This is a genomic window from Mycolicibacterium gilvum (assembly GCF_900454025.1).
Classification (GTDB): Bacteria; Actinomycetota; Actinomycetes; order Mycobacteriales; family Mycobacteriaceae; genus Mycobacterium; species Mycobacterium gilvum.
The window spans coordinates 6,084,489-6,110,542 of the sequence record NZ_UGQM01000001.1; the positions used below are offsets into that span (position 1 = coordinate 6,084,489).

Here is a 26,054-nt window from a genome sequence, read left to right on the forward strand (position 1 = left end):
TCAGCAGGTCCCCTCGGAGTCGGCATTGGCGATGACGGTCAATGATGTTGAGGTGGTGCCGAATTCGGATGGATCGCGCGAGAACCGGGTAGCGGTTTGGCCGACGGCCAGCGGCAGTGCCGGGATCGTGTTCTCGGTGGCGCGCTCGAGCATCGAGGCGATCTTGTTGACCGAGACGACGTCGAGATCCAGTGCCACCGAACATGCCTGCTCGACACGCTGCGCGCCGTAACGGCGCACCAGGCCCTGGAGTCGGTAGACGGTGCGCATCCGCGTCCACGGCAGCGGATCGTCGAGGATGCGTTCGGCGTAGATCCCGACGTTCGGGCCATAGGCGGCGCAGGTGGCGATCAGCGTCGTTAAGTCCCGCAGCGCGTAACCGACTTTGTGTTCGGGTAGATCAGCGCGGTCGGTACTGCGGCCTCCCGCAGGCTGACGAGGATGGACTTTGACCAGCACACCGCGGTGATAGAACTTCACCAGCTCACCGTCAGCACGCACGTCGAGGGTGTGCCCGATCCACTGCTCAGGAAGCGAGTAGAGGGCTTTGGCGACCTCGGCGTGGAAGTCGCGGTGCACCTTGACCGCTTTGAACACCGGCACGTCGTAGGCCCCCGGCACCGCCAGCAGCAGCGGTTGCTCCTCGGTGGTGAACACCTCCACCGGCCGTGCGCAGGTGGTGCCGTGGATGCGGGTCCCGGCAGTACGAAGACACCACACGGTGACAGCCTGCTGCGCCTGCTCAATACTGGCGAATGTTTCACCGTCCCAGAAGTTTCGGCGCACGTACTGCACCGCACGCTCCACTCGCGGTTTGTCCTTTGGGGAGCGCACCCGAGCCGGGTCGGTGAGGAACCCGACATGACCGGCGTAGTCGAGCCACCCCTGGGTGAATCGGGGATTGACCGCATCAGCGGCGGCGATCACCGGCTTGAGGTTGTCCGGGATCAGCACCGCGAACACCCCTCCGAAGAACTCCCACGCCGCCTGACATCCGGCGATCACCGCCACCAGGGTCTGCGAGTAGGTCAGCCACACGAACATGTGCCGGGAGTAGACGGCGGTGAAGATCAGCGCGTGCACCTTGCGGCGCCGCCCACCATCGGCGTCGGTGAGCATCCCGAGGTAGCCGAAATCGATCTGGCATTCCACCCCGGGATCCCCGTCGGCGACCCGCACCGTGGTGTCCTTGCGGCCGAAACCGCAACGCTCACCGGCGAATCGGTTCAACGTGCGATACGGCACCACGCACCCCTGACGGGCCAGCAGGGTCTCGATCTTGGTGATCGTCAACGGACGCTGCTCACCCTCGCCGGCCACCCACGCGGTGATCTGGTCCTCGAACCCCAGCAGCTGTTCCCACGCTGCGCCGTGGCCATCCGGGCGTACCGGGCGCACCGCGTCGGCGACAGCCCCGATCAACCCGTCATCGACGGCCTCAACGCCGTCGCTGCGGTGCAGACCAGCCGCTTGCGCAGCCTCGACGTAGCGGCGCACAGTTTTGCGGTCCACGCCGCAATGCGCGGCGATCGTGCGGTAGCCCGGTGCCGGTAGCCCGGCGACCCCCAGCCACACCCGCAGCACTTCCCTGATCTCGTTCACACTGACCTCCCGAAAAGCCATGCCCGCCGCCTCCGTGACTTCGACCGTCACGGCGATCAAACGAACAGATGAAGGGACCACCGACGCGACGCGCCGGTGGTCCCATAACTGGCAATCCAGGTGGTCCCATCACCCTGGCAAAATCAGCTCACACTGGTCCCATCCTCCTGGCAGACGACATGCAGCATCAACGCGGCGCTGGTGCTCAAGGAGTTTTGTATACGCCGACTGGCCGACCTGTTGACGCTCCGGTTCCGTCAGGACCACATCCCACAGATACGACCGTCGCGACTCGTGGAACCAGGCACCATCGGGATACTGGACAGAGAAGACGCGTTCGCGTTCCAGCGCGTTGCGCGTCGCACCCCAGGCGACCGCGTCGACGCCTAGGTGTCGTGACCTGAGACGTTGTTGTCAGCCGGCGAGCCGGCTGATGGGTGGGTGTCCGCGCAGAGCGGAGTGGCCTCGTTGAGTGTTGTATCGGTGCAGGAATCGGTCAAGTCCTCGTGTGCGCAGGCTGTTTGACGTCCATGGTCGGGCGTAGGCCCATTCGTTGAGCAGCGTCCGGTTGAAGCGTTCGACTTTGCCGTTGGTCCAAGGGCAGCCCGGTTTGATGAACCGGCGCCGCAGGCCCCAGGCGGTGCACACCCAGCCCCAGTTGGTGCCGTGCCGGTAGACCAACGCGTTGTCGGTCAACAGCCGCCGTACGCGGATGCCGTGGCTGGCGAACCATGTCATCGCGCGGTGCAGAAATTCTGCGCAGGTCGGGTCTTTCTCATCGGAGAGGACTTCGCTGTAGGCCAGCCGGGTGTGGTTATCGATGGCGGTGTGGACGTAGTCGTAGCCGATCCGGGTCGTCTTGTGGCGGTTGGCCACTGAGACCGCTGCGTCGCGTCCGTGCAGACGCCACCCGCCGCCTTTGGGGATGCGTCCGAGCTTTTTGACATCGACGTGGACCAGCGAGCCCGGGGTGCGGTGCTCGTAGCGGTTGGGGCTGCGCCGCGACGAGCGCACCGGCTCGCCGGTGATCGGGTCGATCGCGGCCAGATGGGGCACCTGGTGGCGGGCCAGGATCCGCCCGACCGTAGACGGGTTCAGGCCGAGTTCGGCGGCCAGGACGACTGCGCCGCGCTTGCGGCGGCATCGGGCGGCGAGCACTTTCTGCTCGATCTTTTTACTGGTGCGTGCCGGCATCCGGATCGGTCGCGAGGACCGATCGGCCAGAGCTGCATCGCCGCCCTCCTCGTAGCGGCGTAGCCACTTGTAGACCGTGGCAAGGGAAATACCCAGCTGCTCTGCGACGTGAGCGGGTGGCCAGCCGGCCGCGACACGCTCAACGATGAGGCGACGAGCGAACAGATTGGTACGGGCGTTAGCGTGAGACACGAGGACCTCCTACGGGTGAATGCCAGACACATCCACTCCGTCAGGAGGTCCTCCCTTTTTCAACCAGGCGCGCCGTCAACAACCTGTCAGGTCACGACACCTAGGTAGCCAGGAATCTCAGCTTCGGGCAGCGGGTAGGCGAATGCGGACAGTCGTCGTGCGGCATGGTGAGCCTCTGTAGGTAATCGCATCAACGCGTCAGCCAGTACATCGTTGAAAAGCGTTGGTGCCGAGTAGTGGTCGACTCGACCGCCACTTCTGAGATGCGCGACCAAGCCCTCAACCAGAAGCGGATAGCCTGCGGTTAAGGCGTAAACGTCGTCCACATACTTATCCAACCCAGCTGATGCGAGCCAGCGCTCAACGTCATCGCGACCCAGGCCTGCGACCTGCACCTCGGGCACGCCCAACTTCCGTAGTCGGGTCAAGCCAGACGTGGAGTCGATTTCCGCGGACGACCAGGCGACGACTATCCGGACGCGGTGCGCGGGTTTCACCACCAATGAGCTCAGCACTCGCTGGTCGTCATCGCTGAGGCGGTTCCCCTCATCCAGCGTTATGACGATGTCGCGACCCACGACCGCCGCCACCTCGTCTCCCATTCGCACTAGCAGCCGGACGACGTTGATATCCGATTGCGCACGGAGCGTCCGCCGTAACTCCGGACCGCTGTCCTTGTTCAGCGTCGCCCAGAACTTCAGCAACCCCTTCCCCGCGTTCTGACCGAGTTTGGTCTTGGCGAACTCGATCACTTCTTCTACAACGGCATCGGCCAGTGCCCTACCGACTTCGAGTGCCGCTTCCTTCGTCGCGTGCCGCAGCCGCTTAGCCAGGTCACGCCATTTCCCTTGACCAGGACCAGCGGTCGCCAGCACCGTCGCCAAAGAGTCAATCAACGCAGTCTGCAGCGACCCGCTGTCGAAAGGACACACCGCCACCGGCGCCGCCACTACGGAGCTCGGATACTCCGCAACAGTCGCTTGCAGCACCGAAGACTTTCCGGTTCCGGTGTCACCCGTGACGAGCACAACCGGACCGCCACTTGTAACGACTTGCCACACCTCTGGACGCATGCGCTCAGCCTCGCAAGTCGATCCGACACGCTCGTCGTGACACAACCGTCTCGGTGACGGCCCAGGCATAAACGCCATGCGCGCGTGGCGAGCGCTTCAATACAGCGGCAATTCTCACTCCCATGTCATATACGACATTGGGATGACATCCGAGATGAGAATGCGACATTTCAAATGAGAACCGACAGCCGCGGTGCCTATTTCGCCATGTTCGAGAACCGCGACAGGTGCAGCTGATGGGCGACGGTGACCGTCCGCGTCGGGCCGGCGCGGTGCTTGGCCACGATCAGGTCCGCTTCCCCGCCGCGGGGGTCGTCGCTCTCGAACGCGTCCGGCCGGTGCAGCAGGATTACCATATCCGCGTCCTGCTCGATCGATCCCGATTCACGGAGATCGGACAGCATCGGCTTCTTGTCGGTGCGCTGCTCCGGTCCACGGTTCAGCTGGCTCATCGCGACCACCGGAACTTCCAGCTCCTTGGCCAAAAGCTTGATCTGCCTTGAGAATTCGGAGACTTCCTGCTGACGCGACTCCACCTTCTTGCCTGAAGTCATCAGCTGCAGGTAGTCGATCACGATGAGGCGCAGATCTGCCTTCTGCTTCAACCGCCGCGCCTTCGCCCGGATCTCCATCATCGTGAGGTTCGGCGAATCGTCGATGTAGAGCGGCGCTTCGCTGATCTCACTCATGCGGCGCGCCAGCTTGGTCCAGTCGTCGTCGTTCATCCGGCCCGATCTCATGTCGGCCAGTTTGATCTTCGCCTCCGCCGACAGCAGACGCATGACGATCTCGGTCTTGCTCATCTCCAGAGAGAACACGATGCTCGGCAGCTGATGCTTGATCGAGCAGGACCGCATGAAATCCAGTCCGAGAGTGGAGTTGTGGGTCGGGATCATCGACCGGCCGGCCAGATACAGATGGTCGTCGTTGTCCACCTCGACGCACCGCACCGGCACGCTCGGCACAGGGCGCACATCCGTGATGAACCGCGAACCCGAGCGGACCGTGCTCGCGCTACGCCGACGCTCCTTGTGCAGCACCGCTTTCCGGTGCAGCCCGAAGACCACGTCGTCGGTGCTGAAATTGATCGTGTACGCCACGGACGAGTCGGCGCTGCGACCGTTCACGGCCTTCTTTGCGATCTGGCAGCGGTATCCGAGCGACACGACCAGCTCGGCGACATCGCCGATCAGGCGCGCATTCGTCCCGGTGTACTGCACAGAACCGCCGTTGGGGACTGTGCCGTCCGTATCGAGAAGCCCCGCCAGCAAGGCCCGGCGCTGCTCCTCCGACGCACGGAGGTAATCGATCGGAATGTGCTTGGCGCCAAGGACTCCGATCGTGCGCAGGCGCTCCCCCGACAGGCCGCGGTCCTCGCCCTCGATGCGCATCAGGATCTCGGGGTCGGCAGTCGTGATCTGAGCGGCCGTCGACGCTCCGTCACCGAGCCACGCACCCAGGGTGTACGGCGAGATGAGAAGATCCTGCGCGGTCCCCTGGATGGGCGCGGTGTTGACGACCGAATGATTGAAACCCAGCGTCTCGGCGATCTCACGCGTCGTACGGATCGCGGCCGACTTCCGCGACGCCCTCGTCTCGGTCAGCCACTGATGCTCGGCATCTGCGACGAGGACCGTGCCATCGGAGAATTCGACCTCGAAGCACGGCCGGTCGACCATCACGTTGGTCGCCGCGACCACCCGCGTCGGCTTGCCGTCAGCACCGATGAGGAAGTCGCCGACCTTGACCTCGGCCATCGTGGTCCAACCGGTCGGCGTCGGAAGCGGGGTGTCCAGCGCCAGAGCCTTGCCCATACCCGGCCTCGCCGCAACCACGATCATCTGACCCGGGTGCAGTCCGTTGGTCAGCTCGTCGAGGTCGGTGAACCCCGTCGGCACCCCCTTGGAGATGCCGCCCTGCGAGGCGATCGCGTCGATCTCGTCCATCGCGGGCTGCAGAATCTCTTCGAGGATCACGTAGTCCTCGGAGGACTTGCGTTCGGTGACGTCGTAGATCTCGGCCTGGGCCCGGTCCACGATCTCGTTTACGTCGGCCCCGTCGGCACCGGCGTAGCCGTACTGCACCACGCGCGTGCCCGCCTCGACCAGACGGCGCAGCAGCGACTTCTCCGCGACGATCTCCGCGTAGTACCCCGCGTTGGCCGCGGTCGGCACCGTCGAGATCAGCGTGTGCAGATACGGCGCACCACCCACCCGGCGCAACAGACCGCGCCGGTCGAGTTCGGCGGCGACGGTGACCGCGTCGGCCGGTTCACCCCGCCCGTACAGGTCCAGGATCGCGTCGTAGACGAGTTGGTTGGCCGGCTTGTAGAAGTCCCCGGGCCGCAGTTTCTCCAGCACGTCGGCGACGGCGTCCTTGCTCAGCAGCATGCCGCCCAGCACCGCCTGCTCGGCGGCGGCGTCCTGCGGGGGTTGGCGGCCGAAGTCCTCGCTGGGAGGCGGCTCGAGGTCGGACCGATCCCCTGAACGACCCCGATCATCTACGACAGCCACGCGACGTCTCTCCTCCTCGATCGAATGTGAACAGACGTTCGAAGGTTACCGCCGTGATGCTAGAACCAGCCTCCGACAAAGCCCCCCGCAAGGACGGCGAACCAGCCCTGCGACGGGTAACGCTAGACGTTGCTGGCGAGGACGCAACCGCCCCCTGTTGATGAGCCTGTGGATGGGGTGTGGATACGTCAGGTCGAGCATGTTGAGGCCTTGGGGAGAACTTGTTAATAGACATCGTCGTCAAGCGCGTTTTCCCAGCTAGACCTACGGTAGGCCGGTGGAGGACCTGTGGATGGGAAATTGCTCGGCGTGTCGTGCCGGGTTGACGGGTCGGGCGTGTTGTGTTTCCGCCCGGGGCCCCGCAGGTTAACGCCAGGTTAGGTTCGCTGGGATTGCCCCGCCCGAAAAAGTTCGCCACCGAAAACGGCAACGGCCGGGCGCAGACCTTGTAAGGTCTACGCCCGGCCGTGGAGCCGGTATCGCTAGCCCGCGACGACGTTCAGCGACAGCGCCGCGTTCACATCCGGGTGCAGGCGCACCGTGATCGGATGGGTGCCGGTCGACTTGATGTGCGCCTTGGGCAGATCGACGGTCCGCTTCTCCAGGTTCGGGCCGCCGGCCTTCTTGATGGCGGAGACGACGTCGGCCGCCGTCACCGAACCGAACAGCTTGCCCGAGTCGCCGGCGGTCTTGACCGACAGCTCGACGGACTCCAGCGCCTCGATGGCCGTCTTGAGCTCGCGGGCGTGCTCCAGGCCCTTGACGCCCTTGAGTTCCTGCGCGCGACGGATGTCGTCGGCCTGGCGCTGCGCACCACGGGTGGCGACGATCGCCAGCCCGCGCGGGAGCAGGTAGTTGCGGCCGTAGCCGTCCTTCACCTCGACGGTGTCGCCCGCGACACCGAGGTGCTCGACCTCAGCGGTAAGAATCAGTTTCATCTCTTCGCCCCTATCGCGTCGACGAGCTGAAGGGAAGCAGGGCGACCTCGCGCGCATTCTTCACAGCGATCGCGATGTCACGCTGGTGCTGAACGCAGTTACCGGTGACCCGGCGGGCACGGATCTTGCCGCGCTCGCTGATGTAGGTACGCAGCAGCTGCGTGTCCTTGTAATCGATCACCTGGTTCTTGCCCTTTTTCGAGCAGAACACGCACTTACGGGTCTTGACCGGCTTTTCCGGAGCCGGCCGCCTCTTCGTGGAGGAGGACTTCGCCATGTCTATCTCTTTCTAAAAATGAGTGTGTTGATCTAGAAGGGCGGTTCGTCGTCGGCGCCGCCGAACGAGCCCGATGCGGGCGCACTGCCCCACGGGTCCTCGGCCGGGCCGGTGTTGGAGGGCGCCGGGCGGGAGTTGCCTCCGCCGCCTCCGCCGAATCCACCGCCGCCGCCGCCACTGCGGCTGGCCTTGTTGACCTTCGCCGTCGCGTACCGCAACGACGGGCCGATCTCGTCGACCTCGAGCTCCATCACCGTGCGCTTCTCACCCTCACGGGTTTCGAACGAACGCTGCTTGAGCCGACCGCTGACGATGACCCGCGAGCCGCGAACCAAGCTCTCGGCGACGTTCTCCGCAGCCTCGCGCCAGATGTTGCAGCGGAGGAACAGCGCTTCGCCGTCCTTCCACTCGTTGGTCTGACGGTCGAACATGCGGGGCGTCGAAGCCACCGTGAAGTTCGCAACGGCCGCGCCCGAGGGCGTGAACCGGAGTTCGGGGTCAGCGGTCAGGTTTCCGATGACCGTGATGATCGTGTCACCAGCCACAAGGTCCTCCTGGATGTCGGCAGGGTGCGAGAGCAGTCGCAGGCGAGCCTACGGGCCTGCTCCGACGTGCACAGCCCGTCACGCGAGTTCGCGTGATCAGTGCTTCTCGGTCCGCATCACCTTGGTCCGCAGCACGGACTCGTTCAGGTTCAGCTGGCGGTCGAGCTCGGACACCGTCGCGGGCTCGGCCTTGACGTCGATGATCGCGTAGATGCCCTCGGCATGCTTGGCGATCTCGTAGGCCAGGCGCCGCCTGCCCCAGATGTCGACCTTGTCGACACTGCCGCCGTCCTTGCGGATGACGTTCAGGAACGTCTCCAGCGACGGAGCAACAGTGCGCTCGTCGAGTGTGGGGTCGAGGATGACCATGATTTCGTATGGACGCATAAGGAACCCATCACCTCCTTCGGTCTGATCGGCCACGGCGTGTCCGTGGCAGGAGGGTCGCCTGCGTCGGCAACCCGCCCAGGCTACAGGGACCGGCCCTGATCTGCGAAATCACCGCAGACGCCCTCCCGTCGCGCGCGGGTAGGCTGGGGCATCCGCACCGACCAGGGAGACCCGTGACCTCTGCGCACGGCCAGCAGCCGAGTTATCCGCCCGGCTTCGCCCCGTATCCCTTCCCGCCGGCACCGCGACCGCCGGTCAGTGGCGTCACCGCGTTCATCGCCGCCGTCCTGGCCGGACTCGGTGCGCTGTGGTGCCTCAGTGGAGGAGTCCTCGGAATCCTCGATGTGGCCGGACTCGATGCGCTGCAGGCGGACTCGCGGGTGGAGACGTCGGTCGGCATCGCCGGTGGTCTCGGCCCGGTGCTCGTCCTCGGGATCCTGCTCAACGTGGTGGCCGGGGTCCTGCTGGGCGCCGGGGCGGTGCTGTTGGCCCGGCGCAGGATCACCGGGCGCCGCCTGGTGGTCGGTGGGTCCGCGGTCACGCTCGGCGGAAGTCTGCTCAGCCTCGGGTACGTCACGGCCGCCCCGTACGGACCTCTCGGCGCCCACGGCTTCGCGCTTCTCGGCCTGATCCTCCCCATCGCGACGTTGGTGTCGGTGCTGCTGCCTCCGACGAACGCCTGGCTCAAGGCCCGGCGGGCGCCAGACTGGTCGGAGAACTAGGCCGCGGCCGTAGCCAGTCAGGAAGCCACCGCGGCGGCGCGTCGATCGCGCGGTCGAACACCCCGCCGGCGGGATCGTCGACGCCACCGTGGCGGACCAGATCGAGCTCGGGCCGGTAGATCTGCCGAATCACCAACGCACACAACGTGATCACCGCGATGTCGCGCAGCAGCACCGTCGCGGTGAAGGCCTGCTCCGGCAGACCCATCCTCTGCTCGCCGAACAGGTACAGCATCCGGGGCACCCACACCAGCATGTCGACGGTCATCCACGCCAGCAGGATGCGCCGGTGCGGCAGCGCCAGCACCGCCAGCGGCACCAGCCACAACGAGAACTGTGGACTCCACACCTTGTTGGTCAGCAGGAACGCCGCGACCACCAGGAACGCGATCTGGGCGACCCGCGGGCGCCGCGTCGCGGTCAGCACGATGTAGGTGATGGCGATCAGGCACGCCGCGAACAGCGCCGCGGTGACGGTGTTGAGCACCACCGGCGGCTCCCAGAACCCGAGGTCGGGATCGAACCCGCCCCATCCGGTGAAGGACTTCACCACGTTGTAGATCGAGTCCATGTCGTCGCCGCGGCGGGTGTTGAGCCGGAAGAACTCCGACCACCCCCGCGGGAACAGCACCATGATCGGCAGGTTCACCGCCAACCAGGCGACCACCGCGGCCACCACCGTCTTGCCGGCCTCCCGGACGCGCCCGGTACGGACCGCCAGCAGCACCAGCGGAATCAGCAGGAGCAGCGGATACAGCTTGGCCGCCACCCCGAGCCCGATCAGCACCCCGGCGAGCACCGGTCTTCGCCGCGCCCACGCCAGCATCCCGCAGGCCGCGAAAGCTGTTGCCAGAGCGTCGAAGTTGGTGAAGATCTGGAAGATCACGATCGGCGACGCGGCGATCAGCGCCGCATCCCAGATCCGCCGCGGGCCCGCGAGCATCGCCGTCGCCCACAACGTCGTCAGCCACGCCAGCGCCAGACCCAGGGCGGCGATGTTGAAGAACATCACCACCTCGGCGATGACCGGGATCGACACCACCTTGGTCAGCGCCGTGTACGTCTTCGCCACCGTCATCGACAGGTACTGGTAGAGCCCGGTCAGCACCGGATACTCCATGTACCGCACCGCGGGTTCGCCGTCGTACTGGACGCGGGGACGGCCTTCGGCGTCGGTCTCGACCCAGCTGGATTTGTACGGGAACTTGCCCAGGTTCAGCAGCTCCGCGGTGTACAGCGGGACCGTGTCCGAGTAGCACAGCTGGTAGTACGCGCGCTGGTTCTCCCAGTTGCCGACGCGCTGGTCCGCGGTGCCGGTGCCGGTGGTCTGCAGGCAGGCGGCCTTGGTCGAGTAGCCGAGCGCGAGGAACACCAGCGCGATGATCAGCATGACCCGCAGCGGCGTCATGAACCGCGTGCGTCCGATCAGCGCATGCCTGCCGACGGGTCCGCCGATGGTGCCCGACAGTGCCGCTCCGAGGGTGTCGGTGCGGCTGGGCATGTCGCGGCTGTCGAGGCTCCGCAGGTCCGTCCCCAGCGGCGACGGCGACGTCACGGGGGCGGAAGCGGACCGGGCGGAGCGCCGGGCGGCACCGGAGCCCCCGGTGGCGGCGGCGCACCCGGCGGGACCGGGGCGCCCGGCGGCGGCGGTGCGGGCGGTGCGGGCGGTGCGGTCTCAGGGATCGGCGGCGCCCCGGGCGGGCCGACGGGCACGGTCGTCGGCGGACCCCACGGAATCGTGATGCCCGGCGCGATCTCCAACGTCGGCTGGATCACCGTCTCCGACGGGGTCGGCGGTGCCGTCGAACTCGGCGGAGGCGGCGGGGCCTGCGGGACACCGGCATAGCCGCCGATCTCCTCGGGCTTGGGGAACGTCTCGTTGTCGGTGCCGTCGAGCGCGTTGTCCATCGTCGACTTCCAGATCTGACCCGGAAGACCCGACCCGTACACCGAGGCGCCGCCCGAGGTCACCAGCGGCTTGGTGCCGTCGACCGTGCCCACCCACACCGCCGTCGACAACGACGGGGTGAAGCCGACCATCCACGCGTCACGGTTCTCACCGGTGTCGCCGAGCTGGTTGGTGCCGGTCTTCGCGGCCGACGGACGCCCGCCCGCCAGCGCCCGCCCGGAGTAGCCGGCGATCGGCTGCATCGCCGCGATCACGTTCTCGGCGACGTCCTGGTCGATGCGCTGCTCGCCGCTGTTGTCCTCCTGGGTGGCGTCGAACAGCACCTGCCCGTCGGAGTTCACGACCTTCTGCACGAAGTGTGGCTTGTGGTAGACGCCGGACGCGGCGATCGTCGCGTACGCCGACGCCATGTCCAGCACGCGGGACTGGTACTGGCCCAGCACGATGCCGTTGTTGGGCGGGCCGCCCTGACCGTCCTCGGACAACGTGTGCTCGATGCCCGGGATGCTCTCGGCGATACCGGCCTGATGCGCAGCGTCGGCGACGTCCTGCGGACCGTTCTTCAGCTTCAGCATCAGCCGGTAGTAGCTCGTGTTCAGCGACCGCTTCAGCGCCTCGGCGATGTTGCAGGATCCGCAGCTGCTGCCCTCGACATTGCTGATCTTGATGCCGTTGACCTCCAGCGGAGAGCTGTCGACCTGGTAGCCCAGTCCCATCCCCTGCTCGAGCGCGGCGATCAGCGCGAAGACCTTGAACGACGACCCCGTCGGCAGACCCGCCTGCGCGAAGTCGAACCCGGCCGCGTCGGAGCCGCCGTAGTACGCCTTGATGCCGCCGGTCTTCGGATCGATCGACACCACCGCCGACCGCATGTCGGGGTCCTGGCCGTCGAGATAATCCTCGACCGCATCCTGCGCGGCGGACTGCGCCTTCGGGTCGATCGTCGTGGTGATCTGCAGACCCTCGGTGTTCAGCGTCTGCTCGTTGATGTCGAAGATCTCCATCAACTCACTCACCACCTGACGTTCGATCAGGCCGTTGGGTCCGGTGGTCTGGTTCTGCGTGCTGGCCTGATCCGGGGGGATCGTCGGCGGGAAGATCTGCGCGGCGCGGTCCTGCTCCGAGAGGGCGCCGATCTCCACCATGCCGTCGAGCACCCAGCTCCAGCGCACGGCCGACGCGTCGGGATCGACGGCCGGGTCGAGCACCGACGGGCGCTGGATCAGCGCCGCCAGCAGCGCGCCCTCCGACACCGTGACCTCTTCGATCGGCTTGCCGAAGTACGCCTTGGCCGCCGCGGCGACACCGTAGGCACCACGCCCGAAATAGATGATGTTCAGGTAGGACTGCAGCACCTGGTCCTTGGACCACTCGCTCGACATCTTGGTCGAGATGACGAGTTCCTTGGCCTTGCGGATGACGCCGCCGACACCGGAGCGGGCGTCACCGACCAACGCGTTCTTCACGTACTGCTGCGTGATCGTCGACCCGCCCTGCAGGTCGCCGCCGAAGATGTTGTTCTTGAACGCCCGCAGGAACCCGGTGAACGAAAAACCCGGATTGGAGTAGAAGTCGCGGTCCTCGGCCGCCATCACCGCGTCGCGCACGTGCACCGGGATTTGGTCGATGTTGACGTCGATCCGGTTGCCTTCCGGCGGAACGATCTTCGCGATCTCGCTGCCGTCGCTGGCCAGGATCGTCGAGACCTGCGCGGTCCGGATGTCCCCGGGTTTGGGGACGTCGACGATCATGTACGCCATCCCGAAGGTCAGCAGCGGCAACACGATGAGCACCACGGCCGCGATCAGCGATCCGCGACGGACCCACGTCCAGTTGATCTGCTCGCGCAGGCTGCGCGGCGGCCCCGACGGACCGTCACCACCGGTGGGTCCTCCGCCGCCGTGGCGCGGCGGACCGGGCGGAGGCGGGGGCGGACCGGATCCGCGTCGCTGGTCACCCTCGCGCCGACGATCACCGTCACGCCGGCGCCGGTCGCGGGAATCCAGCGCGCTCTTGACCGCGTCGATCGGGTCGCGGGTGGGCGGCGGGGGTCCGTCCCGGAACGGTGGGAGGACTGCTGTGTGCCGGTCGTCCGGCGGCACTCCCGGCCCACGACGCGGCGCGGCCGGGGGTGGCGGGCGATGCCTGCCGCCGCCGTCGCCCGGCGGGCGGTTGGGCGGCACGTTGGGCGGCGGGGGGACTGGTTTTCTGGCGCCGATGCTCTCGGCCGCGCGACGCCCGTCATGGGAGTCGCCGGCCGGTCGGTCGTGGCGCCCGTCGCTATTCACTGGCCGTGCGCGCCGTGCCGCGCGCGGTCTGGGTGCGACGCGGCCCGCGTGACCCCTTCGGGGGCGGGACCGCGCCGAGCACGTAGGACTTGACCAGATGATTCCAGCTGCAAGTGCGGCACACCTCCACCACGTGTACGGAGAACTCGTCGTATTTGGTGGCAAGCAGCACGAGTTCCTCCGCGGAACGCGCCGACCCGGACACCGCGCCGAGGTGATCCCCGAACACCCACGACACCAGGGTCAACTGCTCCTTGCGGCAGATCGGGCACATCACCGAACTCGGCTTGCCGTGAAACTTCGCCGCTCTGAGAAGGTACGGATTGGCGTCACAGACCTCGGTGACGCCGGTGCGCCCCGAGTACACCTCGGCCAGCAGGGATCGGCGCCGCAACGCGTAATCCACCACCTGTCGCTGCAATCGCACGAGGACCAGAGTACGTCCACCCCTACGGCACCGAGGCTCGACGTGCATCCGCGCCGGGTGTCCGCCGGTGTGGCCTGCGGTATCGCTGCGCGAACTCTTACGATCTTGTCCGTGGCTTCGGGAGGCTCGGGACGTCGGACATCCTCGGGACGTCGGACAGCGTGGACGCGCGCGAAGGACAGCGATCGCAACGAGACGTGTCAGATCCTCGACACCGCCCTCGCCGACGGTCAGCTGTCCATGACCGAGCACGGGGAGCGCGTCAAGTCGGCCACCACCGCCTCGACCCTGGGCCAGTTGCAGGACCTGGTGTCCGACCTGCAGACCGCCAAGACCATCGCCGAGCCGACAGTCATCACCAGGGTCATCAACCGCCAGGTCGCGCGTCCCGGCTGGGGGGTCAAAGCCGCGATCGCCGCGGTGCTGGTGGTCCTCGGCATCGCGATCGGCTGGGGGCTGTACGGCAACTCGTCGTCGCCGCTGAGCTTCCAGACCGACCCCGGAGCCAAGGACGACGGCATCCCGGCCCGGGTCCTGACCCCGCCGCGGCAACTCCAGTCCCTCGGCGGGTTCACCGGGCTCTTCGAACAGATGCGGCAGAAGTTCGGCAGCACCATGGGCTACGAACTCGACATCCATTCGGACATGGCCTACCTCGACCGGCCCGACCCGCAGGACAACCGGCGCAGCCTCACCTATTACTACCGCGGCGGGTGGGGTGAACCGTCCGGTTCGCCGACGGCTGTCAGCGCCGACCAACGCCTCGTCGACCTCGCGAAGTTCGACTTCGAGAAGATCCTCGGTGTGCTGCGGGGCGCGCCGGAGACCGTCGGGATCTCGCGTGCCGATCTGACCGACACCTGGCTGCGGATCAGCCCCTCGGAGGACCCGGCCACCCCCGACGCGGTGATCATCGAGATCGTCGTCAACAGCGACTTCGGCAACGGCCGCATCGAGCTGTACCCCGACGGCAGCACGCTCGCCATCTGGCCCGCCAACCGCTGACCTGGCCTTTTCGCGGCGCTGCGGCACTACTGTGGTGCTCAATATATCGGCGCGATACAATTCTGCGAGGTGTCGAACCGTCGTAGCGGCACATCCGATCACGGGGAAGGAGGGCTCGGGTGCTCGAACTCGCCATCCTGGGCCTGCTCCAGGAATCCCCGATGCACGGCTACGAGCTGCGCAAGAGATTGACGGGCCTACTCGGCGCGTTCCGGGCCTTCTCGTACGGCTCGCTGTACCCGGCGCTGCGCCGGATGCAGACCGACGGCCTGATCGTCGAGGACTCCGCACCCGAGGGCACCGTCAAGGTCCGCCGCGCGCGCCGCGTGTACCAGTTGACCGACGCCGGTAAGCAACGCTTCACCGAGCTGGTGGCCGACACCGGCCCGCAGAACTACTCCGACGACGGCTTCGGCGTGCACCTCGCATTCTTCAACCGCACGCCGGCCGAGGCCCGGATGCGGATCCTGGAGGGCCGTCGCCGCCAGGTGGAAGAACGTCGCGAAGGCCTGCGTGAAGCAGTGGCGCGGGCGAGCAGCTCATTCGATCGCTACACCCGCCAGCTCCATCAGTTGGGGCTGGAGTCCAGTGAGCGTGAGGTGACGTGGCTCAACGAACTGATCGCGGCGGAGAAATCGGCGCAGGGACGCGCTGAACAGACGTGAGCTCACGCTCGACACAGCAGCCAGTAATACGAATTCCAGGCAGTGAAGACAGGACAGAGGAGAAGCCGTCATGACCGCAAGCAATGACGTCAGGGTCGCGATCGTCGGGGTGGGCAACTGCGCGTCCTCGCTCGTGCAGGGCGTTCAGTACTACAAGGACGCCGACGAAAACGCCAGCGTTCCCGGCCTGATGCACGTCAAGCTCGGCGCCTACCACGTGCGCGACGTGAAGTTCGTCGCCGCGTTCGACGTGGACGCCAAGAAGGTCGGCTTCGACCTGTCCGAGGCCATCTTCGCCTCGGAGAACAACACCATCAAGATCGCCGACGTGCCGCCGACCGACGTGGTCGTGCAGCGCGGTCCGACCCTCGACGGCATCGGCAAGTACTACGCCGACACCATCGAGATCTCCGACGCCGACGCCGTCGACGTGGTCAAGGTGCTCAAGGACGCCCAGGTCGACGTCATGGTGTCCTACCTGCCCGTCGGATCCGAAGAGGCCGACAAGTTCTACGCCCAGTGCGCCATCGACGCCGGCGTCGCGTTCGTCAACGCACTGCCCGTGTTCATCGCCTCGGATCCGGTGTGGGCCAAGAAGTTCGAGGACGCCGGCGTGCCGATCGTCGGCGACGACATCAAGAGCCAGATCGGCGCCACCATCACCCACCGCGTGATGGCCAAGCTGTTCGAGGACCGCGGCGTCACGCTCGACCGCACCTACCAGCTCAACGTCGGCGGCAACATGGACTTCCTGAACATGCTCGAGCGCACCCGCCTCGAATCCAAGAAGGTGTCCAAGACCCAGGCCGTCACCTCCAACCTGTCCGGCTCGCTGGCCGGCAAGGTCGAGGACAAGAACGTCCACATCGGCCCGTCCGATCACGTCGCGTGGCTCGACGACCGCAAGTGGGCCTACGTGCGCCTGGAAGGCCGCGCCTTCGGCGACGTGCCGCTGAACCTGGAGTACAAGCTCGAGGTCTGGGACTCCCCCAACTCGGCCGGCGTCATCATCGACGCGGTGCGCGCCGCGAAGATCGCCAAGGACCGCGGCATCGGCGGCCCGATCGAGGCCGCGTCCGCCTACCTGATGAAGAGCCCGCCCAAGCAGCTCGCCGACGACATCGCCCGCGTGCAGCTGGAGAAGTTCATCGAGGGCTGACCCCTTCACACTTGTCGCCGAAATTGCATTCCAGCAGCCGAAGTTCGAGAAGAGGCCTGCTGGAATGCAATTTCGGCGCTTCTGTTCAGAAGCCGTAACCGAGCTCGGCGGGGATGTCCGTGGCGAAGGCGGCATCCAGCGCCCGCAGCTGCGTCGAGTCCTCGCAGCGCAGACGGTGCGCCGCGGCGAACGCCGACGCGCGGTGTGCGCCGAGATAGAGGCTGCCGAGCACCGACAGATCGGTGTGCACGTCGGCGGGCGCGTCGGTGGCCACACACGAGGCACGGCCGCCCCGGATCTCCACCGCGAACCGCCCCCCGCCGTCGAGCACCGGGTCTGAGACATCCAGCGCCACAGACAGATCCGCGTCATACGTGCGCGCCTGCAGAACGGCGGGGATGTCGAGCATCCGCAGCCACAGACCGTCCTGGACATCCACGGTGCGGACCAGCCGGGCATCGGTCAGCAGATACGGCAGCAGGGCGCCGGGGTGGGTCGTGATGTCCACCGTGGCCATCAGGTCCAACCCCAGCAGGGTGCGCCACAACGCGATGTAGGCCTGCGGGGTAGCCGCGGCCAGCTTCGTGACCTGCGCCCGATCCTTACGGCGCTCACTGTTGTGCACCCGGTACATCGCGAACCCGTCGCCGTGCAGCAGACAGTACAGCGCGCTGCCCCCGCCGCGGAGGCTCTCACGGTCCTCGAGGATCTCGTCCCACAGCCGTGCCGGGGTGCGCAGCCCGCCGGGGGTCTGCAGCCGCCAGCGCTCGTCGATGTCCTCGAGCTGCGCACGATGCTCCGCCGGACGCACGATGCGCACACCACCGGGGTCGGGAACTCCCGCCCGCAGTTGAGCCCGCTCCCGCTCGACCGACACGTTCTCCCACACGGTCGCGGGCCCGTAGCCGAACCGGCCGTAGATTCCGGCCTCGCTCGCCTCCAGGCCGGCGATCGGATAATCGCCCATCCTGCTGTGCAATTCGTTGAACATCGCCGTCAGTGCACCGCGCCGCCGATGCGTCGGGGCGACGGCCACGAACGACACCCCGGCCATCGGCAGCACCGCCCCGCCGGGCACCGTCAGTTGCAGGTCCAGGAACAACGCGACACCGACGACCTCGTCCCCGTCGCAGGCGACGACGACGCTGTCCGGCGGCATCATCGACCGCCACACCTGCACCGTCTCGTCGGGACGCCACACCCCGAAACCGGTCGCGGCGATCAACCCGATGGCCGGCCAGTCGGTCTCGGTGGCGGAACGGACGGTCAGAGAGGTGGTGTGTGCCGGCACAGACGAAACGGTGTCAGACCCGCACCGTCCGACGCATTCGAATATCCACTGCGTACTGTCAGACCATGGACGACACCGACGACGAGCTGGCCAGCCTGTCCGAGTTCATCTTTCTTCAGGAGAACGCACGCCAGGCGGGGGTATCGGGACCGCTGCCGACAGTGGCCCGCCTCGACGCCGGACCCGTCAGCGGCCTGAAATTCGGCGACGACGATCCGCAGGTGGTCTTCCTGCACGGCGGCGGGCAGAACGCCCACACCTGGGACACCGTGATCCTCGGGCTCGGTGCGCCTGCGCTGGCCCTCGACCTTCCCGGGCACGGCCGCTCGGCGTGGCGTGAGGACGGCGATTACGGGCCCGTGCTCAACGCCGTCGCGGTCGAACCGGTCATCCGCGAGCACGCCCCGAGCGCCCGGCTCGTCGTCGGGATGTCGCTGGGCGGGCTGACCGCGCTGCGGCTGGCCGTGACCGCCCCCGAGCTGGTCCCCCAACTCGTCATGGTCGACGTGACACCGTCCGCGCCGGAACGGCACACCCAGATGACCGACGCCCAGAAGGGCACCGTCGCCCTCGTGCAGGGTGAGCGGACGTTCCCCACCTTCGACGCGATGCTCGACGTGACTGTCGCCGCCGCACCGCACCGCGATCGGGAATCGTTGCGGCGCGGCGTCTTCCACAACGCCAAGCGGCTCGATGACGGAACCTGGACCTGGCGCTACGACAGCATCCGCAAGGGCGAGGGCTTCGAGGGGCTCTGGGAGGACGTCCCCCGACTCGCCACGCCGACCACGCTGATCCGGGGCGCGAACTCGTTCTTCGTCAACGATGACGACGCATCCGAATTCGCCCGGACCGCACCGGGATTCCAGGGTGTCCACGTCGTGGAGAACTCCGGGCACTCGGTGCAGAGCGATCAGCCGCGCGTACTCGTCGACCTGCTGCGGAAAGTGCTGGCGAACTAGTCGGCCTTCGCGTACACCAGATAGCCGATGTCGGTGAGAATGCCCAACTCGATGTCGCTGAGCGTTCGTACACTGGGGCCACGGCTGGTCGCCGCGTTCATCAGCTTCTCGTCCCCATCGTTGAAGGTCCAATCATCGAGGTGCGCGCCGGAACTCCCCTCGTCCCACGGGTCGGGCGTGAAGATGGGAACGTAACCGCCGTAAGCGTCCTCGGCGTGGGATCCGCCCCAGTACAGACCGCCGTCCTCACCCTCGAGATACCCGTCGAACTCCTCCAGCCACTCGAAGTCCGAACTGATCGGGCTGGTCCCGTTCCGGGTGACGATGAAACTGTCCAGGATGTACCAGTGGCGACGGTCGCGGTCGCCGGGCTCCTCGGTCCCCGAGGTGAACCCGAACGCGTGCAGCAGCTCATGGATCGCCACGGCCCGGAAGTCGAACTTGTCGGACGGGACCTCGTCACCGATCTCCCAGCCCTTACCCCAGTTCCAGTTGATCGAGCCGTCGGCCTCCTCGCCATTCGAATCCTCGCCACCTAGCAGCTTGTTCTGCACCACCGTTCGCCAGTAGCCCGGGTCCCGGCTGATCGTGCCGCTGCCCGCCGACGCCAACGTCGATGAGCTTGCGTTGTCGGACCCTTCGACCTCGAAGGTCAGTGTGACGGGCCTGGTCACTCGGAAGTACGCGACGAGATCGTCCGCGGCGTCCTGCAGGGCCTCCCGACGTGGCGTCGTCCAGTACTGCGAGCCGGTGGTGAAGTCGAAGTCGAAGGTGACGGCGCCCTGGTTGACCAGAGAGGTGGCTCTGCCGCTGCCCAGGGGCCGCAGCAGTTGCAGCAGGTTGACATGCAGGCCGAGATCGATGGCGCGCACATGGAACGCGTCGACACCGTCGAACTCGGCGCCGGGTGTGTAGGTGTAAGTGCCGTCGGCGTTGATCTTCACCGTGCCCGTTGCCGGCGCCCTGGTGATCACGTACCGCAGCCTGTCGCCGTCAGGATCGATCGCGCCGATGGTTCCGGTCACCGGTCCGGTGATGACGCCGGTGATCTGGACCGGAGCGATCGTCGGAGCCTGGTTGAAGAACGTGGTTCGCATCGCCACGAACGACTCCTGCATCCTCTCCTTGCGCTCATCGGTGACATCCAGCGAGTCCACCCACTCCTGGTTTCTCTGGGTCCATGCCGCGAGTGATTCGGCGACCCGCTTCTCATAGGCGCTCTGCTCCGACACGTACGGAGGCTGGGTGGCTGCCCGGCCAGGGAGCGCGGTTGACGAAACCTGTTCTGCTACCGCAGCTTCCACTGTGGAGACGTCATCCGTGTCCTCGTCGGAGTCCTCGACGACGTCGGTGTCGACCGCGACCCTCGCGCGCTGCGTCGAGGGTTTGACCGCGACGGGCTCGGCGTCCGACTCCTCCGCGTCAGGTTCGTCGTCGGTTTCGTCGTCGGCCGCCTCGTCGTCGGTTTCGTCGGCGTCGGTCGCAGCGTCCGCATCGGTCGCAGCGTCCGGCGCGGTGGAGCCGCCATCCTCACCGGCGGAGGGTCCCGCATTGGTCGCGCCGGCGGACGCGGACTCGCTTCCGGGGTCCGCCGCCGCTGTGGCCGTCTCCGCGAGCACACCGAACCCGAGCAGGGCAGCGCCCATGCCCGCCGTCACGGCGCCGGCGTGCAACCACCGGCGCACGGCGAAGGCTTCCGACCTACGAGCTCGACGATGTGTGTGAGTCGACACAGGACCATTCCCCTTTTGGTTGTTCGGGCCGCTCAGAGCCGGCGACGGTCGGCGACGGCATACGGCGGTGTCGCGGGCGTCACGACGTGATAGCCGAGATCCCGCAGGATGGCGAGCTCCATCTCGCTGAAGATCCGCACCCCTGGGCCCGTATCCGTCTTGGCGTTCATGATCTTCTGGTCGTCACCGTCGAAGGTGAAATCGTCGAGGTGTGAGAACGAGCTGCCACCCTCGAACTCCCCCGGTGTGAACAACGGGATCAGATATCCGTCGTAGGCCTCGATCGCGTTCGATCCCCCGAAGTAGAGGGCCCCGTCATCCCCGGTCAGCTTGGAGTCGTTGAGGGTCGCCCACTCAGCGAGGAAGAACACCCTGGTACCGCGCACGTTGACCATCAATCGGTCGAACCTGCTGCGATTCGCGCCGAGATTCTCGCCCGGCTCACCCAACGACGACAGGAACCCGAAGGAGTGCATGAGCTCATGGATCGCGGTCGTGACGAAGTCGTACTCATCGGCCGTCACTTCACCGTCGAGCGCCCACTCATGGTCAGCGAAGTTCCACGAGATCGTGCCATCTGCTCTGTCGCCGTTGGCATCCCGACCGGTCTGCAGCTTGTGTTGCACGACGGTGTCCCAGTAGCCGGGCAGCTTCGAGATGTACGGACTCGTGGCCGAGGCGAGTCCCCGCTCCGGATCTTCCGGATCCTCGAGATTGACGTCGTAGGTCAACGTGACGGGCCGGTTGACACGAAAGTACTCCTGCAGGTCCCGGGCTACCTGCTCCAGCGCGTCCTGGCGATCCTCGGTCCAGTCGTCACCGGTGTAGTTGAAGACGAACCTGATCGCGTTCTGGTTGATCAGGTTGAAGGCGCTGGTCCCGATACCGCGGAACGGGTTGAGCAGGTTCACGTGCAGACCGGAGTCTATGGCCATGACCCTGAACGAATCGACGCCGTCGAATGCCGCTCCCGGTGTGTAGGTCCACGTTCCGTCGACGTTCAGGACGACCGAGCCCTGGCGGGGTCCGCTGACGATGCGGTAGCGGATGGCGTCACCGTCGGCATCCTCCCCGTTGATCTGTCCGGTGATCACGCCGGCGACAAGGCCGGTGACCTGAACCGGATCGACCGTCGGGGCCCGATTGAGGAAGGTCGTACGGAACGTCGCGAAGGACTCCTCCAGTTCCGCTTTGCGCTCGTCACTGACATCGAGGGAGTCAATCCACTCCTGGTTGCGTGCGCTCAGACCGTCCACGATGTCGGCGACGACCTCGGCCCAGGTCCGGCGCGGGGACAAGGCGGTCGGTGCGGCCACCGGCGGCCGTGCCGGTTCTGCTTCGTCCTCGCCGCCGTCCTCTGCGCCGTCCTCTGCGCCGTTCTCCTCGGACTCCTCGGACTCCTCGTCCGTGGCATACGGGGGATTCTCCGGGTTCACCACGTAATAGCCGAGATCCTCCAGGACGCCCAGCTCGACCTCGCTGAAAACCCTTGGCGCAGGACCTTCGTCGGTTCCCGAGTTCATGATCTTCTGGTCGTCGCCCGCGAACGTCGCATCGCTGAGATGGCTGATCGAACTCGCGCCGCCCCAGATCGTCGAGGTGCGCAACGGCACGAGGTACCCGCCGTAAGCCTCGACGGCGTTCTTGCCGCCGAAGTAGAGCCCGCGGTCACCGCCCGTAAGCTTCGGATCGTTCACCGACGACCACTGTCCGTTGGTGAAGACCGATCGGCCGTCTGCGCTCACGATGAACCGGTCGTACTCCTCACGATTCGCGCCCTGGTTCTCACCGGGCCCCTGCAGCGTGGAACCCCAGCCGAACGCGTGCATCATCTCGTGAATCGCCACCGAGGTGAAGTCGAACTCCTCGCTGGAGACCTCGTCACCCAGCGCCCACTCGTTCCCGTCGCCCCAATTCCATGAGATCTCACCGTCGGCTTCTTCGCCGTTGGCGTCCTCACCGGTCTGCAGCTTGTTCTGCACGACCGTGCGCCAATAGCCCGCCGCAGTCGAAATACGTTCGCTGCCTGCCGATGCGAGCGTTCCGGGCTTGTCCTCCTCGTTCACGTCGAAGGTCAGTGTGACGGCCTCACGCACGCGGAAGTACGCAGTCAGGCTCGCTGCGACCTCCTCCAGTTTCTCCCGGCGTTCCTCGGTCCACTCGTCACCCTCATAGGTGAAGTCGAAGCGGATCGCGTTCTGGTTGATGAGGTTTTCGCCCGTCGTGCCCATCCTTCGGAACGGGTTGAGCAGGTTGACGTGCAGGCCGGCGTCGATCGCCATCACGCGGAAGGTGTCGACACCGAGAAAGCCCTCACCCGGGGTGTAGGTGTAGCCGCCGTCGTCGTCGAAGACGACAGTGCCGAATTTCGGCCGCGTCACCAATCGGTAGACGAGCTCGTCGCCGTCGGCGTCCTCGGCGTCGACCTTGCCGGAGATCGCGCCGCCCAGAAGGCCCTCGATCTGCACCGGATCGACGGTGGGCGCCTGGTTGAAGAAGGTTCGGCGCAGCGACCGCATCGCTGCTTCGAGATTGGCCTTCGCGTCGTCAGAGGCGTTGAGGTTGTTGATCCACGCGACGGTGTCGTCGTTCCATTTCTCAAGAACGTCGGCGACGACGTCGTCCCAGGTCTTGCGTTCCCGCAGCCACGGAGGTGCCGGCGCCGGTGGCTGTTTCACCTCGGCCGGCGGCTCCTCGTCCTCTTCCTGCACGGCCGCGTCGTCTTCCACAGTGACGGGGGCACTCGCCACCCGCACCAGATTCGGCTTCGCCGCGCGGTCCTGCACGCCCTCCGCGGCGGTGTCGATTTCGGCGGCGTCGCTTTCGGTTTCGGTGTCGGTGTCGGTGTCGGTGTCGGCCGTGTCGCGGCGGGAGTTGCTGCCCTTCGAGGAGGCCCTGTCGTCGGCATCGTCGTCGGCGTCTTCTCCGGCGTCGGTCGAATCGGAGGCTGCGTCGGTGGTCGACGAGGACTCGTCACTATCCGCCGACGAGGATGCCCGCGGCGACGCGCTCGTCGTGTCCGTCGGACTGTCTGCTGCCGCTGTCCCGGTCGAGGGCCCCATCAGCGAGAAGCCCAGCAACGCCGCTCCCATTCCCGCCGACGCCGCGCCGAGCTTCAGCCACTGCCTCACCGGGAAATCGGCGGACCTGCCCTGCGCTGAGTTCTGCTTGCGGCGTGCGTGATTCGTGCGCGACCTTGCCATGGACAACCTTTCGAGGTTCCGGAGTACTGGAGTTCGGAGGGGTTACTTGCGGCGCGTCCGAAACAGGAACACGAATCCGATCAGTGCCGCCGGTGCGTACGGGGGCTGCTGCGGCAACACCACGGTGTATCCGAGGTCCCTGAGGATGCCGATCTCCATGGCGCTGAACAACCTTGGTGACGGCCCTGTGGGGGTTTCGGCGGTCATGACCTTCATCCTGTCGCCGGTGAACGTCAGATCGTCGACGTGCAGAACGGAACTGCCGCCCTTGAACTCCCACGGAGTGAACAGAGGAATCAGGTATCCGTCGTAGCCCAGGACGGCGTTCGGACCACCGAAGTAGAGCCCCCCGTCCTCACCTTCCAGCTTCGGGTCGTTCGATCGTTGCCATCGGCCCAGCACGAACGGGTCCGTGCCGCGCGCCGTCACGATGAACCGGTCGAAGACACTCAGATCGAGATCCTGTGCGGAGCCGGGTTTGCCCAGCGACGACAGGAAGCCGAACGAGTGCATGAGCTCGTGTACGGCCACGGCCGTGAAGTCGTACTCCGCCGCCGACACCACGTCTCCGAGAGCCCATTTGTGGTCGGCGAAGTTCCACGTGATCCAGCCGTCGGTCTTGGCCCCGTTGACATCACGTCCGGTCTGCAGCTTGTGCTGGACCACCGTCGGCCAATAACCCGGCAGTTTCGAGATGTAGTCGCTTCCGGCTGCCGCGAGGCCACGCTCGGGATCCGTGGGGTCCTCGAGCCTCACGGCGTAGGTCAGGGTCACCGGACGATCGACGCGGAAGTATTCGAGCAGACCAGCGGCGACGTCCTCGAGCGCCTTCTGCCGAGGCTCCGTCCAATCCGCGCCGGTGTAGGTGAACTCGAACGTGATCGCGTTCTGATTGATCAGGCCGACCGCGCTCGTCCCGACACCTCGCAACGGGTCGAGCAGGTTCAGGTTGGACCCGGCGTCGAGGGCGACCACCCGGAAGGTGTCGACGCCATCGAAGTTCGCCCCCGGGGTGTAGGTGTAGGTGCCGTCGGCGTTGACGACCACCGATCCTTCTCGGGGATTGCCGGCCAGCCGGTAGACGATCCTGTCTCCGTCGGCGTCCGAGGCCTCGATCCTGCCGGTGATCGCGCCGCTGACCAGCCCCGTGACCTGGATCGGGTTCAGCGTGGGAGCCTGGTTCAGGAACGTGCGCTTGAACTGCGCGAACGACGCCGCCAGCTCGGCCTTGCGCGCCTCGGAGACGTTGAGCGAATTGATCCATGCCTGGTTGCGCTGAGTCCAGGTGTCGACGATCCGAGAGACGGTCTCGCCGCGGGCGCGCCGGGGCGCCAGCCAGTCCGGGGCTTTCACCGGCGGCGCCGGCTGCTGCTGTTCCTGCTCCTCTTCTGCCGGCTCCGCCGCCGCGCCCGACAGCCGTGCCGCCCTCGGCTTCGTCGCTCCTTGCGGGGCGGCCTCGGTGTCCTCCGCCTCGCCGGTGTCGATGTCGCCGGTGTCGATGTCGTCGTGCTCGGCGGCGTCCTCGTCGTCTGCCGGCCGGACGTCGCGCCTGGATCGGCTCGCCGTGCCGGCCTCGCTGTCGGAGTCGTCGGCCGACGCACTTCCGGAGGTGGTGGCGCCGGCTTCCCGGTCGGCCCCACCCGCCGGTTTGCCGGAGGGGCTGTCCCCGGCCGAGGAGGACGACTGCGCCGAGGAAGTGTCCCCCGTGCCGTCGGCCGCGGCGGTTCCGGTCGCCGGACCCAACAGAGAGAAGCCCAGCAATGCCGCACCCATCCCCGCAGAGGCCGCGCCGAGCTTCAGCCACTGCCGGACCGGAAAGCCTGCCGCCCGCCGAACACTTTGATCTTGTTTATTCAGTGGTCGTTTCGCGGGTGGCTGCGACATAATTGACCCCCTCGACAGTGCCTGCGCGGGACGCTACCGCACCGCCGTGCCGTCTGTCAGCAAATTCCGTAGAGAATCTCCG

At 66.6% G+C, this 26,054-nt stretch carries 20 protein-coding genes; 5 read left to right on the forward strand and 15 right to left on the reverse strand.

Going from position 1 to position 26,054, the window contains the following annotated elements:
• The 8 genes from istA to rpsF all read right to left on the reverse strand — a co-directional run bounded on the left by istA (position 1) and on the right by rpsF (position 8,721).
• The gene (gene istA / locus DYE23_RS28790; RefSeq protein ID WP_115329155.1) at positions 1–1,623 is read right to left on the reverse strand and encodes an IS21 family transposase; all 1,623 of its coding nucleotides are present in this window, start codon (positions 1,621–1,623) and stop codon (positions 1–3) included.
• Positions 1,624–2,016: 393 nt separating this feature from the next.
• Positions 2,017–2,988: an IS481 family transposase gene (locus DYE23_RS28800; RefSeq protein WP_115328798.1), complete on the reverse strand. Its 972-nt coding sequence runs from the start codon at positions 2,986–2,988 to the stop codon at positions 2,017–2,019.
• A gap of 86 nt (positions 2,989–3,074) precedes the next feature.
• Positions 3,075–4,139, reverse strand: a complete 1,065-nt coding sequence (locus DYE23_RS28805; RefSeq protein ID WP_115328799.1) for an AAA family ATPase — start codon at positions 4,137–4,139, stop codon at positions 3,075–3,077.
• Between the two features lie 119 nt (positions 4,140–4,258).
• The gene (dnaB, locus tag DYE23_RS28810; protein WP_099962209.1) at positions 4,259–6,574 is read right to left on the reverse strand and encodes a replicative DNA helicase; all 2,316 of its coding nucleotides are present in this window, start codon (positions 6,572–6,574) and stop codon (positions 4,259–4,261) included.
• 482 nt (positions 6,575–7,056) lie between these two features.
• The gene (rplI, locus tag DYE23_RS28815; RefSeq protein WP_011891780.1) at positions 7,057–7,512 is read right to left on the reverse strand and encodes a 50S ribosomal protein L9; all 456 of its coding nucleotides are present in this window, start codon (positions 7,510–7,512) and stop codon (positions 7,057–7,059) included.
• 10 nt (positions 7,513–7,522) lie between these two features.
• Positions 7,523–7,789 (reverse strand): 30S ribosomal protein S18, encoded by a 267-nt coding sequence (gene rpsR / locus DYE23_RS28820; protein WP_003931676.1) that lies wholly within the window; start codon positions 7,787–7,789, stop codon positions 7,523–7,525.
• A gap of 32 nt (positions 7,790–7,821) precedes the next feature.
• Positions 7,822–8,334 carry a single-stranded DNA-binding protein gene (locus tag DYE23_RS28825; RefSeq protein WP_011891779.1) on the reverse strand — a complete coding sequence of 171 codons (513 nt, stop codon included), beginning with the start codon at positions 8,332–8,334 and terminating at the stop codon, positions 7,822–7,824.
• A 96-nt stretch (positions 8,335–8,430) separates the two neighbouring features.
• The gene (rpsF, locus tag DYE23_RS28830; RefSeq protein WP_011891778.1) at positions 8,431–8,721 is read right to left on the reverse strand and encodes a 30S ribosomal protein S6; all 291 of its coding nucleotides are present in this window, start codon (positions 8,719–8,721) and stop codon (positions 8,431–8,433) included.
• A gap of 176 nt (positions 8,722–8,897) precedes the next feature.
• On the opposite strand from rpsF, the gene DYE23_RS28835 reads away from it, so the two are divergent.
• Positions 8,898–9,446 carry a hypothetical protein gene (locus DYE23_RS28835; protein ID WP_115328800.1) on the forward strand — a complete coding sequence of 183 codons (549 nt, stop codon included), beginning with the start codon at positions 8,898–8,900 and terminating at the stop codon, positions 9,444–9,446.
• Here DYE23_RS28835 and DYE23_RS28840 read toward each other — a convergent pair.
• The 3 genes from DYE23_RS28840 to DYE23_RS28850 form a co-directional block, all read right to left on the reverse strand.
• A complete protein-coding gene (locus DYE23_RS28840; RefSeq protein ID WP_235660646.1) occupies positions 9,409–10,947 on the reverse strand; it encodes a glycosyltransferase family 87 protein in 1,539 nt (512 codons plus the stop codon). The two genes, DYE23_RS28835 and DYE23_RS28840, sit on opposite strands and share 38 nt — an antisense overlap.
• A 50-nt stretch (positions 10,948–10,997) precedes the next feature.
• Positions 10,998–13,457: a transglycosylase domain-containing protein gene (locus tag DYE23_RS28845; RefSeq protein WP_115328802.1), complete on the reverse strand. Its 2,460-nt coding sequence runs from the start codon at positions 13,455–13,457 to the stop codon at positions 10,998–11,000.
• Between the two features lie 178 nt (positions 13,458–13,635).
• Entirely contained in the window at positions 13,636–14,070 is a 435-nt protein-coding gene (locus DYE23_RS28850) for a DUF5318 domain-containing protein (protein ID WP_013473281.1), read from the reverse strand.
• 111 nt (positions 14,071–14,181) lie between these two features.
• Between DYE23_RS28850 and DYE23_RS28855 the strand changes: the two genes are divergently transcribed.
• From DYE23_RS28855 to DYE23_RS28865, 3 genes are all read left to right on the forward strand, one after another.
• A complete protein-coding gene (locus tag DYE23_RS28855; protein ID WP_115328803.1) occupies positions 14,182–15,075 on the forward strand; it encodes a DUF1707 SHOCT-like domain-containing protein in 894 nt (297 codons plus the stop codon).
• 119 nt (positions 15,076–15,194) lie between these two features.
• Positions 15,195–15,740 carry a PadR family transcriptional regulator gene (locus tag DYE23_RS28860; protein WP_115328804.1) on the forward strand — a complete coding sequence of 182 codons (546 nt, stop codon included), beginning with the start codon at positions 15,195–15,197 and terminating at the stop codon, positions 15,738–15,740.
• A gap of 70 nt (positions 15,741–15,810) precedes the next feature.
• Positions 15,811–16,899, forward strand: a complete 1,089-nt coding sequence (locus DYE23_RS28865) for an inositol-3-phosphate synthase (RefSeq protein WP_115328805.1) — start codon at positions 15,811–15,813, stop codon at positions 16,897–16,899.
• Positions 16,900–16,984: 85 nt separating this feature from the next.
• Here the strand turns inward: DYE23_RS28865 and DYE23_RS28870 are convergent, their stop codons facing one another.
• A complete protein-coding gene (locus DYE23_RS28870; RefSeq protein ID WP_011891770.1) occupies positions 16,985–18,190 on the reverse strand; it encodes an enhanced intracellular survival protein Eis in 1,206 nt (401 codons plus the stop codon).
• 65 nt (positions 18,191–18,255) lie between these two features.
• Here DYE23_RS28870 and DYE23_RS28875 point away from each other — a divergent pair, with 65 nt between their 5' ends.
• A complete protein-coding gene (locus tag DYE23_RS28875) occupies positions 18,256–19,152 on the forward strand; it encodes an Rv0045c family esterase (protein ID WP_099962214.1) in 897 nt (298 codons plus the stop codon).
• Here the strand turns inward: DYE23_RS28875 and DYE23_RS28880 are convergent.
• The 3 genes from DYE23_RS28880 to DYE23_RS28890 all read right to left on the reverse strand — a co-directional run bounded on the left by DYE23_RS28880 (position 19,149) and on the right by DYE23_RS28890 (position 25,849).
• Entirely contained in the window at positions 19,149–20,837 is a 1,689-nt protein-coding gene (locus tag DYE23_RS28880) for an Ig-like domain-containing protein (RefSeq protein ID WP_115328806.1), read from the reverse strand. The genes DYE23_RS28875 and DYE23_RS28880 overlap by 4 nt on opposite strands.
• A gap of 80 nt (positions 20,838–20,917) precedes the next feature.
• A complete protein-coding gene (locus DYE23_RS28885; RefSeq protein ID WP_115328807.1) occupies positions 20,918–24,088 on the reverse strand; it encodes an Ig-like domain-containing protein in 3,171 nt (1,056 codons plus the stop codon).
• A 42-nt stretch (positions 24,089–24,130) separates the two neighbouring features.
• Positions 24,131–25,849: an Ig-like domain-containing protein gene (locus DYE23_RS28890; protein ID WP_235660529.1), complete on the reverse strand. Its 1,719-nt coding sequence runs from the start codon at positions 25,847–25,849 to the stop codon at positions 24,131–24,133.
• Positions 25,850–26,054: the final 205 nt, after the last annotated feature.

Bases quoted from the DNA above. Each gene is read 5' to 3' on its own strand.
- rpsF (WP_011891778.1), bottom strand. From the start codon at position 8,721: ATGCGTCCATACGAAATCATGGTCATCCTCGACCCCACACTCGACGAG.
- DYE23_RS28840 (WP_235660646.1), bottom strand. From the start codon at position 10,947: ATGCCCAGCCGCACCGACACCCTCGGAGCGGCACTGTCGGGCACCATC.
- DYE23_RS28805 (WP_115328799.1), bottom strand. From the start codon at position 4,139: ATGGCGTTTATGCCTGGGCCGTCACCGAGACGGTTGTGTCACGACGAG.
- rplI (WP_011891780.1), bottom strand. From the start codon at position 7,512: ATGAAACTGATTCTTACCGCTGAGGTCGAGCACCTCGGTGTCGCGGGC.
- istA (WP_115329155.1), bottom strand. From the start codon at position 1,623: ATGGCTTTTCGGGAGGTCAGTGTGAACGAGATCAGGGAAGTGCTGCGG.
- DYE23_RS28875 (WP_099962214.1), top strand. From the start codon at position 18,256: ATGGACGACACCGACGACGAGCTGGCCAGCCTGTCCGAGTTCATCTTT.
- DYE23_RS28865 (WP_115328805.1), top strand. From the start codon at position 15,811: ATGACCGCAAGCAATGACGTCAGGGTCGCGATCGTCGGGGTGGGCAAC.
- DYE23_RS28885 (WP_115328807.1), bottom strand. From the start codon at position 24,088: ATGGCAAGGTCGCGCACGAATCACGCACGCCGCAAGCAGAACTCAGCG.
- rpsR (WP_003931676.1), bottom strand. From the start codon at position 7,789: ATGGCGAAGTCCTCCTCCACGAAGAGGCGGCCGGCTCCGGAAAAGCCG.